Here is an 11,895-nt window from a genome sequence, read left to right on the forward strand (position 1 = left end):
AGGGACCTTCTTGGTCCCTTTTTAGTGCTTGTTTTCTTGAGAGTACCCAGTACCTTGGTTTGAGTTCAGAGTAAGCTCAAATGAGATATTAACGAGAGTCGTCTTTCTTCTCACCATTTTCGCCGTAGCGTTCTTTATCCAGCTCGTTCAGCTTATCTAAATCGTTCTTACGACCTTTATCCATCTGACCAAACTTCATTTTTGCGGTGTACTTGAGCGCAGCAATATTCCCCACCACGATGCTGACCACTATGATGATAATGACCCAAGGGTTGGTTAATAGTTCGATCATAGAGCCTCCGGCGGCGTGATATTGTGAATGAATTTGGTAACGACCTTGTCCAAATTATTCAATATGACGTCAATCCCTGCAATGTTATCGATCTGATTTTGCTCAATGAGCTGATTTCTCAGAACTTCGGGCGTCAAATAGGTTAGACATTGCTGCCCTACAGAACGATGGCTGATGTGCCAGGGTTCAATGGCAACGCCCCCCAGATCTTGCTGATAAGGGAAGAAGAAACCAAAGCGCTCTAAATTGGCTGATAACCATTGATAGAAAGGTAACTGGTGACCTTCTAAGTATTCCCACGGCTCTAATTGCAATTGTGTGTCTGACGGTAGCAAGTTACGCGCGTAGACATCAAAATCACAACCCCAATGATGTCGGCTTCCGCCCGGTAGGGCAGACCAACGAAGAATGGCCATCAGCTTTTGTTCATCACTGAGTTTCGCCTTGTCTAGAGGCTGGGAGTGAGAATCTAAGATGGTTAAATCACCGGCAAACTTACCGTTCCAGATGGCTTTTTGGCGGTTGAAATCGCGAAAGCCGCTGGCAATTTCCATCTTAAACCCCGCTTTGTTTGCCGCATCAATCATCTGCAACAAATCATCTGCGACCTCTGGATGAAGCAAAAAGGCTTTTTGACCCACTAAAGTGGATTGCAGATGCGAGTCAGTGATTCCGGTAAGTTGCTCTGGTGTCATGGTGTTCTCGTTAAATACTACTTGCTACACACGTAGGCGCTATTTTGCTAACAGATGCTTTAACGTGTTCTCGTACATGTCAGTCAACTTTTCTAGATCGTCCACTTTCACGCACTCGTTCACTTTATGAATCGTCGCATTAACAGGGCCAAGTTCAACTACCTGACCACCCATGCGGGCGATAAAGCGACCATCAGACGTACCGCCAGTTGTCAGAAGCGCTGGCTTAGTGCTGTTTACTTCATCAACTGCTGCTACCACTGCGTCTAGCAATGCGCCAGTGTCAGTTAAGAACGGGTCGCCGTTGAAGGTCCATTTTAGATCGTAGTCTAGCTCGTGTTTATCCAGCGTCTCAGTGATGCGTTGAACGATCACTTCATTGCTGAGCTCAGTGCTAAAGCGCAGGTTGAACTGAATGTTGAACTCGCCAGGAATGACGTTAGACGCGCCAGTCCCTGCTGAAACATTCGGGATCTGGAAGCTAGTCGGAGGGAAGTAGTCGTTACCTTGGTCCCACTCTGTGGTAGCAAGTTCATGGATAGCCATTAGAGACTGGTGAACTGGGTTGTTTGCAAGGTGAGGGTAGGCCACGTGACCTTGTGTACCTTTTACAGTTAGGTCACCAGTGATGGAGCCGCGACGGCCATTTTTCACTACATCACCTACCACTTCTGTGCTTGAAGGTTCGCCAACGATACACATGTCGATGTTTTCGCCGCGCTCCATTAGGGTTTCAACAACGCGAACGGTACCGTTGATGAATGGGCCTTCTTCGTCTGAAGTGATCAAGAAGCCGATCGAGCCTTTGTGGTCTGGGTTTTCAGCAATAAAGCGCTCAACTGCAACCACCATACAAGCCAGTGAGCCCTTCATATCAGCCGCACCGCGACCGTGAAGGTAACCATCAATAATGGTCGGCTCAAATGGTGGTGTATCCCACTGTTCTAACTTACCCGCTGGCACAACGTCTGTGTGGCCGGCAAAAGCAAACAATGGTGCTTCTGTACCACGGCGAGCCCAGAAGTTTGTGGTGTCTTCAAACACCATGACTTCGATTTCAAAACCAAGCGCTTTCAATCGCTCGATCATTACTTCCTGGCAGCCTGCATCTTCAGGCGTTACGGACTGGCGGCTAATCAGGTCTTTAGCAAGTGCCAGTACTGGACTGTCTGTCATCCTTGAGTGTTCCTTAAATTAAGAGTTAAAAATGGTCGCGTATTGGTCTGCTTTGAAACCGATATGAAGTTGGTCTTCAACTTTCAAGATTGGGCGCTTAATCATCGCTGGATTTTCTACTAACAGCGCGATTGCGTTTTCTTCGTTAAGAGAATCTTTTTGCTCTTGAGTCAGTTGACGGAAAGTCGTGCCACGCTTGTTCAGAACCTGCTCCCAACCTAGTGCGTTACAAAATTCAGTTACCATTGCCGCATCGATACCTTGTTTGCGGTAGTCGTGAAAATCAAAAGCAACGTTTTCCGCTTCTAGCCATTTCTTGGCTTTTTTAATCGTGTCGCAGTTTGGGATGCCGAACATAGTGATCGTCATATTATTTCCTTTTCTCTTTGTACTTTACTTATCGGTTTGCGCTATGGAACGCCCGATTTTGCATTGTTTTTGGCTGTTCAAGCATCCTATCAAGAAGCAACCAATGTGACAAAATCATGCGGCGAATATTTCACAGGTCAGTGCTCTATTCAGGCTTATTTTGTAGCTCATTCCTCCACCAAATGGTGATCAGATTGATAAAAAACTCGGCTAAATAGCACGGAAAAGTCGAGTTATTGATCAAACGCAACATCTCGCCGAGCAAAAAAGAAATAATGAATCAGCACAATTTTAGGAGGTGTCAATGGAATTGAGTCCTGTTTTTGCAAGGCGGCTATATTTGGCCTTGTTGGTGGAAAACCTAGAAAGGCCAAATGTACCAAAATTGATCGAAAGAACGGGGTGGCCTCGTCGTACTATTCAAGATGTACTCAAGGCATTACCGGGGATCGGCATCGAACTCATCTTCGTTCAAGATGGTCGACGTCATAACGACGGCTATTACCAACTTTCGGATTGGGGACCTTTTGACAGTCAATGGGTTCTTGAGCGAGAGGGAGATATCGCTAGCAGTCTTGGATTTCGTGCATAAGCCAGCAATTGCTGGCTTTTTTTACGTCTGGAAAACGCTTATTGGCAGCGGTAGGCAGTACCTAGCACGCTGAAAGAAGTCACAAAGTCTTGAGGTGAGACCATGTAAACGGTGTCGGCCTCGAGCAAAGCGGCGTTGTTTTTCAAATCGGCCATCGCACCATGCATCATGGCATCGTTGGTGTAGAACAAGTAATTATACCAATGTCCTTCGCTGCCAGTGACTTCACCTAGGTACTCGCATTGCTCTGGATTGAACTGACTATCAATGCGGATCTGAACATCACCACCTAGATCAGTTGGCTCTATGGATGGTGATGAACACCCCATCAAAGCCAATGCGATGCTTCCTATCATCACATAACGTTGCATGTTATTTCCCCATTATGATGTAAGCCGCAAAACCTGCCCAACTCAAAACCAATAGCGCCCAAGGTAAGACGGCAGGTTTGCTCGTTGGTGCTTCAACGTTTGCTGAATCTTGTTCAACTACGTCATCGACTTGGCGCTGTTTTTCTCTCTGCTGTTTTTTCTTCGCTTTATCGGCTTGTCGATTACGCTCTTTCTGCTGCTTCTTGTACTGAGCAATGCCTTTCTCAATACCTTGAGCGATCAGTTTAGTCTGTTCTTTGGTTTGCCCTGGCTTTTGCGTGGATTTAGCAATCTTCATCGCTTCAGTTTGGGTTTCTTGGGAAGGAACGGGTGCTGCTGTGTTTTTCTTCTTCATGTTTCCATCGACGTCACTGTAAATCTAAACCTAGTTTACCTGCGTAAGATAATGAAATGAACTTTAGTTCTCAGCTTTGCTGGGTTGCAACTCTGAAGCGATCAGTTAAAGTGGCGTTTTTATGAAACTAAGAAGACGATATTGTGCGTTACTCATTTGATCAGTACGACGCTCATGGATTTTTGAAAGCGCCAATTATGTTATGGCTAGGGTGGATGTTCCTAGCGCGCTCTTGGGTGGTGTTTGCCATGGCAGGAGTGAGTAGAGACAGCGGTAGCAAGATATTATCGATTGTTTATCCCGACTCTAATACGCTATATCTCGGACTATCGATGGGTATTCCAAGTTTATTATTGATGTGGTTGATGGGCTTGCGCCATCCAGACAGAGGTTGGGTGAATCAAATTACCCAGCATGGTCGTGCCATGACTTTGATCTTGTGCGGTATTCAATTGGTTCAGACCATGTATCATGTCTACTTAGAACATGGTGTATTCAACTGGGCAAACGCGCTCACTATTACCCTGTTAGCTTGGTTTATGATCTATCTTTTTAATGGAAGATGGGTGAAAGACTGTTTCAACGTGCCACAAGTTGAGCACAAAGAAGAACAGCCATCGAAGAATTAAGAACAAAAAATTCCCGCATGGGGCAATGTATAGAGGATTTCTCAATGTCACAAGCTCAAACGGCGATTGTGCCTGAAGCAGGACCATTTGCACTTTACACTCAGTTAAAAGTGAACCAAAACCGTGAAAACGTACTGGCGAAACTGAAAGCGCTACCTGAGCTAGTAAAAGAGCTCAATGCGAACCAACCAGGTGCAGACCTAACGATTTCTATCGCATTCACTAAGTCTTTCTGGCAGCACCTAAACATGCAAATGCCAGAAGAGTTGATTGATTTCCCACAATTGGGTGAAGGTGACGTGATTGCTCCGGCATCAGACGTTGATGTGCTGATCCACTGTCATTCAACGCGTCACGATTTGCACTTCTACGTTCTGCGTAAGTTCCTAGTGGACACAGCAGAAGACGTAACAATAGTTGATGAAACATACGGCTACCGTTACCTAGATGCTCGTGACATGACAGAATTTGTTGATGGCACAGAGAACCCGAAAGGCGACGCACGTGCTGACGTAGCATTGATCAAAGACGGTGCTTTCGCTGGTGGTAGTTACGTGATGGTTCAACGCTTTGAGCACAACCTTCCTGCATGGAACCGTTTGAACGTATCTGCACAAGAGAAAGTGATTGGCCGTACTAAGCCAGATTCTATCGAGCTAGAAGATGTTCCAGCCGCTTCTCACGTAGGTCGTGTGGACATCAAAGAAGAAGGCAAAGGCCTTAAGATCGTTCGTCACAGCTTGCCATACGGCACAGTAACGGGCGCACACGGTCTGCTGTTCATTTCTTACTGCAACACTATCCACAACATCAAAGTGATGCTTGAGAGCATGTACGGCGTGACAGATGGTAAGACTGACCAACTGCTTCGCTTCACTAAAGCGGTAACAGGTGCGTACTTCTTCGCTCCTTCACAAGAAATGCTAGCGGAATTGGCGATTAAGTAATTCTTCGCTAACCCTCCAATGATTAAAAGGCAGAGTGATCTGCCTTTTTTGTTTCCTCTCATTCTTGCCTGATAAGACTAACTGACCGTCAGTGGTCTTTTGCCATCAATGGCGCCTTTCTCTAGTTCGTAAAGTGGGCTAGTACTGTGACTGCTCCAGCGATGATCTTCGCGTGACTTCTTGCGATATTGCGTTGGCGTTACACCAATATAATTCTGAAAAGTCTCATAAAATCGGCTGCTAGAATTAAAACCTACCGTTAAAGCGATATCTAAAATTGTCCGGTCAGTATCACTCAACAGCGCTCTGGCGTGGTTAATCCGCATTGCCGTGATGTATTGCTTGATGGTCATCTGCATGGTTCGTTGGAACACGTTCATCGCGTAGTTAGTGTGCAGCCCAATGTGTTCTGCAATATCTTTTATCGTGATCGGCTGGTTATGATGGGTGGCAATGTATTCCAGCATTTGACTAACGTAAAACTGCGAGTGCTTGGAGACGCCTTTTTTGGTCGACTTCTCTTGTCGGTTGATACTCAGTTGTTGCCATCCATCTAAACACATTCTTTTTAACATCAATCCAATTTCATCAATCGCTAATTGCTGGCGACTTTCCGAAGAGTGGCTTATTTCTTTTGTCCAGCGTGCTAACTCAAACTCGCTGACTAATGAACTGGCGTTTGATTGCAGCACACAACCATGAGTGATCTGATTGACGAAGTCTCGATTGAGCGTCCAAGACATAAAGTGGTGAATCGGAATATTGATGATCCCCATATTATGACTTTTGCCCGGATTGGTGAGCCGATGAGGAACTGACGCCCAAAACAATCCTATCGAGCCTGCTTTCACCACCACTGGGCTGCCGTTAATGATGTACTCGACATCATCGCCAAAAGGAATGTTCACCTCTACTTGTCCATGCCAGTGATAACCCGGCATAGAGTGGGGCGGCCTAAGCTCGATATCGATTTTTTCATAGGATGAGTACAGCGAAAGTGGGCTTACAGAAACCGTTTCGGAAGAATACTTATCTTGAATCACGACTTTCAATGTATCTAACTCTGCCTTGGACTCTACCTTCTCCATCGCCCACCTCTTAGGAAACTGTATAAGTTCTTTGTACTAAATCTGTTGAAACAAAACTCAGAACAGCTTCAAAAACACCGATTACTCTGTTTTATAAGATTTTGGTTATGTGACTTAAATCGCCGTAATAGCTAGCCTTAGCGTATCTTTTTACCTTCTTTATCCGTGATTTACACAAAAATATCCCATTTCCTAAGATTTTTTATTGGTTGATTTTAAATATTAGGAAACGGGAGAGTGATTGGTTTATCTGAGACGAATTCGGCCTTGCGACAGGTGTAACTTAAATGCATCGAAACAAAAGTATGAAAGCAAAAAGGATTCAACTATGAAAAGCCCTAAAATCACATTCATCGGTGCGGGTTCTACGATTTTTGTGAAGAACATTCTTGGCGATGTGTTCCATAAGCCGGCCTTCAAAGGGGCGCAAATTGCCTTGATGGATATTGATGAAATCCGCTTGGAGGAATCACACCTAGTAGTGAGCAAGTTGATGGAATCATCCGGTGCGACGGGGACGATCACTTGTCACTTGAACCAAAAAGAAGCATTGCAAGGCGCAGACTTTGTCGTTATCGCATTCCAAATCGGTGGGTATGAGCCATGCACTGTAACGGACTTTGAGGTTTGTAAGCGTCACGGTTTGGAGCAAACCATCGCCGACACATTAGGCCCAGGCGGCATCATGCGCTCACTGCGCACTATTCCTCACCTTTGGAGCGTGTGTGAAGACATGACGGAAGTGTGTCCAAATGCCACCATGCTCAACTACGTTAACCCAATGGCGATGAACACTTGGGCGATGTATGAGAAATACCCTCACATCAAACAAGTGGGCTTGTGCCATTCCGTGCAAGGGACGGCGGGAGAGCTGGCTCGCGACCTTGATATCGAATATTCAGACCTTCGTTACACCTGTGCTGGCATAAACCACATGGCTTATTACCTGACGTTCGAAAAGAAAAACGAGCAGGGGGAGTATGTCGACATTTATCCTGATTTGCTTGAGGCATTTGAATCAGGCAAAGCGCCGAAGCCGGGTTTGCATCACAAGGGTCGCTGCACCAACCTAGTCCGCTACGAAATGTTTAAGAAGTTAGGCTACTTCGTGACGGAATCATCAGAACATTTTTCTGAATACACCCCATATTTCATCAAACCAAATCGCCCAGATCTGATTGAACGTTATAAAGTGCCATTGGATGAATATCCTAAACGTTGTGTAGAACAAATTGCTGACTGGAAAAAAGACCTCGAAGACTTCAAAAACGCGGATCAAATCACCGTCAAAGAGTCCCATGAATACGCGAGCACCATCATGAACTCGATTTGGACAGGCACGCCAAGCGTTATCTACGGCAACGTGAAGAATGAAGCGTTAATTGACAACTTGCCACAAGGTTGTTGTGTGGAGGTAGCTTGTCTGGTCGACGCAAATGGCGTGCAACCTATCAAAGCTGGCCGACTACCAAATCACTTAGCGGCATTAATGCAGACCAACATCAATGTTCAGACTCTGCTGACGGAAGCCATCCTCACTGAAAACCGAGATCGTATCTATCATGCTGCCATGCTTGATCCTCATACTGCAGCAGTGCTTGGACTCGAAGAGATTTATGCCCTTGTTGATGACTTGATTGAAGCACATGAAGGTTGGTTGCCTGCGTGGGTGCATCAGTAAATACAGAATCACAAAACCAATATCAATAAAAACGACAATAACGTGAATATACTGCGCCTTCTCGATGAGGGGGCGTAAGGAGTAACAAATGAGTATCTCTATGAATACCAAGCTAAGCTACGGCTTTGGCGCATTTGGTAAAGACTTCGCTATCACCATCGTTTACATGTACCTGATGTTCTACTACACCGATGTTGTTGGTATTTCGGCTGCCGTGGTGGGAACCATCTTCTTAATTGCGCGTATTTGGGATGCAGTGAATGACCCAATTATGGGCTGGATCGTGAACAATACCCGCACACGTTGGGGTAAATTTAAACCTTGGATCTTAATTGGCACCATCACCAACTCAGTGGTGTTGCTCATGTTGTTTAGTGCGCATTACATCGAAGGGCCATGGCTTATTGCTTATGCAGCAGTGACTTACATTTTGTGGGGCATGACCTACACCTTAATGGATATTCCTTTCTGGTCACTGGTTCCGACACTCACTCTGGACAAACGTGAGCGTGAAGAGCTTGTGCCGTACCCTCGATTCTTTGCCAGTCTTGCATGGATTGTTACTGCCGCTATCGCAATGCCGTTCGTTAATTATGTCGGTGGCGACGACAAAGGATTTGGCTTCCAAGTGTTTGCCATTTTGCTTGTCGGTTGTTTCCTAGTCTCAACGTATATCACGTTACGTAACGTGAAAGAGCGTTACTCAACCAGCAACCTTGACGTGACGAAACCTGAAGAAAAGGTCTCGCTGAAGAAGCTCCTCTCGCTTATCTACAAAAATGACCAACTGACTAGCGTGCTTTGTATGGCACTGTCATACAACCTCGCTACCAACATCATCACAGCATTTGCGGTTTACTACTTCACCTATGTGGTCGGAAATGAGGAACTTTTCCCTTACTACATGGCTTACGCTGGTATTGCAAACCTAATTACACTGGTGTTGTTCCCTAAATTGGCGCAAATGTTCTCACGTCGAGTGTTGTGGGCGTGTGCATCGAGCTTCCCAATCTTAGGCAGTGCAGTTCTTATCTACGTAGGCATGTACGACAAGCAAAGCATTCTGCTGATTTCTACAGCGGGTGTGTTATTGCAAATCGGTACGGCGCTATTTTGGGTACTGAACGTCATTATGGTGGCGGATACAGTGGATTACGGTGAGTACAAGCTAGGTTCACGCTGCGAGAGCATCGCGTACTCAGTACAAACGCTGGTGGTTAAAGCTGGTTCAGCTTTTGCGGCTTTCTTCATTGGTATCGCATTGACCGCAGTGGATTATGTACCGAACATGGAACAAAGCCCTGAAACCGTGTTTGGCATGCAATGCATCATGGTTGGTCTGCCAGCATTCTTCTTTGCTATCGCTTTGGTTGTGTACTTCCGCTTCTACAAACTCAACGGTGCTTACCACCAAAAAATTCAGGATCATCTGACCGAGAAATACGACCATATTACGACGCAAGAGACGCCAAAAGACCTTACGCGCAAACCTGCTAAACCGGCAGAAGCACTCTAATCCTACATAGTCAGCGTAAGCTTATTGTTTACGCTGACCTGTCCACACTACGAACCGCCTTTTTACTTCTCGATCTCTTTTCCAAAAAACATTAAACCTTTCTGAAATTTGGTCGATAAGTATCCAAAGCCTTAATTTCAGGACCAATATTTGTGGCGATCACCGTTAATACCAATGTGGCAGCACTTGTCGCACAGCGTCATTTGACCAGTGCAACCGACATGCTGAACCAATCCATGGAGCGTTTGTCTTCAGGGAAGCGTATTAACAGCGCAAAGGATGACGCTGCGGGTCTGCAAATCTCCAACCGTCTCCAATCGCAAATGCGTGGTTTAGATGTTGCCGTGCGTAATGCGAACGACGGCATTTCCATTATGCAAACTGCGGAAGGCGCGATGAATGAGGTGACCAATATCATGCAGCGCATGCGTGATTTATCGCTTCAATCTGCTAACGGTTCAAACAGCAAAGCGGAACGTACAGCGCTTCAGGAAGAAGTCTCTGCACTTAACGATGAGCTAAACCGCATTGCGGAAACTACCTCTTTTGGTGGTCGTAAACTGCTTAATGGCAGCTTTGGCAAGTCGGCATTTCAAATTGGCGCTGCGTCAGGTGAAGCCGTGCAAGTTGAATTAAAGTCGATGCGCAGTGATGGCATTGATATGGGCGGCTTTAGTTACATTGCAAACGGACGTGCAAGCTCTGATTGGAAAGTAAAAGACGGTGCGAATGATCTTAGCATGTCATTTACTAATCGTTTTGGTGAAACGGAAACCATTCAAATTAATGCCAAAGCTGGCGACGATATCGAAGAGCTTGCGACTTATATCAATGGTCAAACTGACAAAGTCACGGCATCGGTGAATGAAGAAGGTCAGTTACAGCTATTTATGGCTGGAGAAGAAACTTCAGGCACTTTATCGTTTTCAGGTGACTTAGCGAGTGAGCTGGGGTTACAGCTAAAAGGTTACGATGCGGTTGATAACATCGACATTACGTCTGTCGGTGGTGCGCAACAAGCCGTAGCCGTCCTAGATACTGCGATGAAGTACGTTGATAGCCATCGTGCTGAGTTAGGTGCGTATCAAAACCGCTTTAATCATGCGATCAATAATCTGGATAATATCCACGAAAACCTAGCGGCCTCGAACAGCCGTATTCAAGATACTGATTACGCCAAAGAAACCACGCAAATGGTGAAGCAGCAGATTTTACAACAGGTCAGCACTTCTATTCTGGCGCAAGCAAAACAAGCGCCAAACCTTGCTTTGACGCTGCTTGGTTAATGATTCGTACCACACGAATTTAACGCAAAATCAGCCTGTATCGACAATTCGAAAAGAAGCTTTAGCGAAAAATGAAAGTTTTTTTGCTTTTTTATCCGCTTCGTCACGATTACCTCTCCAAACGAATTATTTTCAAAAAAATCTAAAATTTTTTCTAAAGAAAACAGGGCATGCGCCGTTAATAAAAGTAACTTTGAGAGAACTACTTGGTTTTCCGAGACGTCGGAAACCGCTACATCGGAAAATCAATTGGAGAAATCACCATGGCAGTGAATGTAAACACAAACGTATCAGCGATGACCGCTCAGCGTTACCTAAACAACGCAAACTCAGCACAACAAATTTCTATGGAGCGTTTGTCTTCAGGTTTCAAAATCAACAGCGCGAAAGACGACGCTGCGGGTCTTCAAATCTCGAACCGCTTGAACGTACAAAGCCGTGGCCTGGATGTGGCTGTTCGTAACGCGAACGACGGTATCTCTATTGCACAAACTGCTGAAGGTGCAATGAACGAGACAACTAACATCCTGCAACGTATGCGTGACCTATCTCTTCAATCAGCGAACGGCTCTAACTCAAAATCTGAGCGTGTTGCAATTCAAGAAGAAGTAACGGCACTGAACGACGAACTAAACCGTATCGCTGAAACAACATCTTTCGGTGGTAATCGTCTACTTAACGGTACTTACGGCACTCAGTCTTTCCAAATCGGTGCGGATAACGGTGAAGCAGTAATGCTTAACCTAAAAGACATGCGCTCAGACAACAAAATGATGGGCGGCGTGAGCTACCAAGCTGACAACGGTAAAGACAAAAACTGGAACGTTGAAGCTGGCAAAAACGACCTGAAAATCAGCCTGACTGACAGCTTTGGTCAAGAGCAAGAAATCAACATCAG

14 protein-coding genes are annotated in these 11,895 nt (G+C 45.6%); 7 read left to right on the top strand and 7 right to left on the bottom strand.

Going from position 1 to position 11,895, the window contains the following annotated elements; all coding sequences use genetic code 11:
• Nucleotides 1–88 precede the first annotated feature (88 nt).
• Genes KIT90_RS22505 through KIT90_RS22520 form a run of 4 tightly spaced genes read right to left on the bottom strand, consistent with a single transcriptional unit; the run spans nucleotide 89 to nucleotide 2,532 of the window.
• Nucleotides 89–292 carry a DUF2897 family protein gene (locus KIT90_RS22505; protein ID WP_033005406.1) on the bottom strand — a complete coding sequence of 68 codons (204 nt, stop codon included), beginning with the start codon at nucleotides 290–292 and terminating at the stop codon, nucleotides 89–91.
• On the bottom strand, nucleotides 289–987 hold the full coding sequence (locus KIT90_RS22510; protein WP_285378796.1) for a M15 family metallopeptidase: 699 nt from the start codon (nucleotides 985–987) through the stop codon (nucleotides 289–291). The genes KIT90_RS22505 and KIT90_RS22510 overlap by 4 nt, the downstream gene beginning before the upstream one ends.
• Before the next feature lie 39 nt (nucleotides 988–1,026).
• On the bottom strand, nucleotides 1,027–2,163 hold the full coding sequence (dapE, locus tag KIT90_RS22515; RefSeq protein WP_285378798.1) for a succinyl-diaminopimelate desuccinylase: 1,137 nt from the start codon (nucleotides 2,161–2,163) through the stop codon (nucleotides 1,027–1,029).
• Between the two features lie 18 nt (nucleotides 2,164–2,181).
• Complete coding sequence (locus KIT90_RS22520; protein WP_005436871.1) at nucleotides 2,182–2,532, bottom strand: ArsC family reductase; 351 nt, start codon at nucleotides 2,530–2,532, stop codon at nucleotides 2,182–2,184.
• Nucleotides 2,533–2,836: 304 nt separating this feature from the next.
• On the opposite strand from KIT90_RS22520, the gene KIT90_RS22525 reads away from it, so the two are divergent.
• The gene (locus KIT90_RS22525; RefSeq protein ID WP_005445349.1) at nucleotides 2,837–3,124 is read left to right on the top strand and encodes a helix-turn-helix domain-containing protein; all 288 of its coding nucleotides are present in this window, start codon (nucleotides 2,837–2,839) and stop codon (nucleotides 3,122–3,124) included.
• A gap of 38 nt (nucleotides 3,125–3,162) precedes the next feature.
• Here KIT90_RS22525 and KIT90_RS22530 read toward each other — a convergent pair whose 3' ends face one another.
• Nucleotides 3,163–3,495, bottom strand: coding sequence for a DUF4156 domain-containing protein (locus tag KIT90_RS22530; protein WP_285378801.1), 333 nt, complete (start codon nucleotides 3,493–3,495; stop codon nucleotides 3,163–3,165).
• A gap of 1 nt (nucleotide 3,496) precedes the next feature.
• A complete protein-coding gene (locus KIT90_RS22535) occupies nucleotides 3,497–3,850 on the bottom strand; it encodes a DUF2956 domain-containing protein (RefSeq protein WP_039986318.1) in 354 nt (117 codons plus the stop codon).
• A gap of 143 nt (nucleotides 3,851–3,993) precedes the next feature.
• Here KIT90_RS22535 and KIT90_RS22540 point away from each other — a divergent pair, with 143 nt between their 5' ends.
• Nucleotides 3,994–4,479: a DUF2919 domain-containing protein gene (locus KIT90_RS22540; protein WP_027726641.1), complete on the top strand. Its 486-nt coding sequence runs from the start codon at nucleotides 3,994–3,996 to the stop codon at nucleotides 4,477–4,479.
• A gap of 44 nt (nucleotides 4,480–4,523) precedes the next feature.
• Nucleotides 4,524–5,426, top strand: coding sequence for a Dyp-type peroxidase (locus tag KIT90_RS22545; protein ID WP_005436880.1), 903 nt, complete (start codon nucleotides 4,524–4,526; stop codon nucleotides 5,424–5,426).
• A 77-nt stretch (nucleotides 5,427–5,503) separates the two neighbouring features.
• On the opposite strand, the gene melR is transcribed toward KIT90_RS22545, so the two are convergent.
• The gene (gene melR / locus KIT90_RS22550) at nucleotides 5,504–6,514 is read right to left on the bottom strand and encodes a transcriptional regulator MelR (protein ID WP_285378805.1); all 1,011 of its coding nucleotides are present in this window, start codon (nucleotides 6,512–6,514) and stop codon (nucleotides 5,504–5,506) included.
• Nucleotides 6,515–6,842: 328 nt separating this feature from the next.
• Between melR and KIT90_RS22555 the strand changes: the two genes are divergently transcribed.
• The 4 genes from KIT90_RS22555 to KIT90_RS22570 form a co-directional block, all read left to right on the top strand.
• A complete protein-coding gene (locus KIT90_RS22555; protein WP_285378808.1) occupies nucleotides 6,843–8,195 on the top strand; it encodes an alpha-glucosidase/alpha-galactosidase in 1,353 nt (450 codons plus the stop codon).
• 88 nt (nucleotides 8,196–8,283) lie between these two features.
• A complete protein-coding gene (gene melB / locus KIT90_RS22560; RefSeq protein WP_285378810.1) occupies nucleotides 8,284–9,711 on the top strand; it encodes a melibiose:sodium transporter MelB in 1,428 nt (475 codons plus the stop codon).
• Nucleotides 9,712–9,863: 152 nt separating this feature from the next.
• Nucleotides 9,864–10,997, top strand: a complete 1,134-nt coding sequence (locus KIT90_RS22565) for a flagellin (protein WP_039840105.1) — start codon at nucleotides 9,864–9,866, stop codon at nucleotides 10,995–10,997.
• Nucleotides 10,998–11,260: 263 nt separating this feature from the next.
• Nucleotides 11,261–11,895, top strand: a 635-nt coding sequence (locus tag KIT90_RS22570) for a flagellin (RefSeq protein ID WP_285378813.1), incomplete at its 3' end; no start/stop codon positions are given.

The sequence above is a fragment of the Vibrio sp. B172a genome, assembly GCF_030248355.1.
GTDB classification, from domain to species: domain Bacteria; phylum Pseudomonadota; class Gammaproteobacteria; order Enterobacterales; family Vibrionaceae; genus Vibrio; species Vibrio owensii.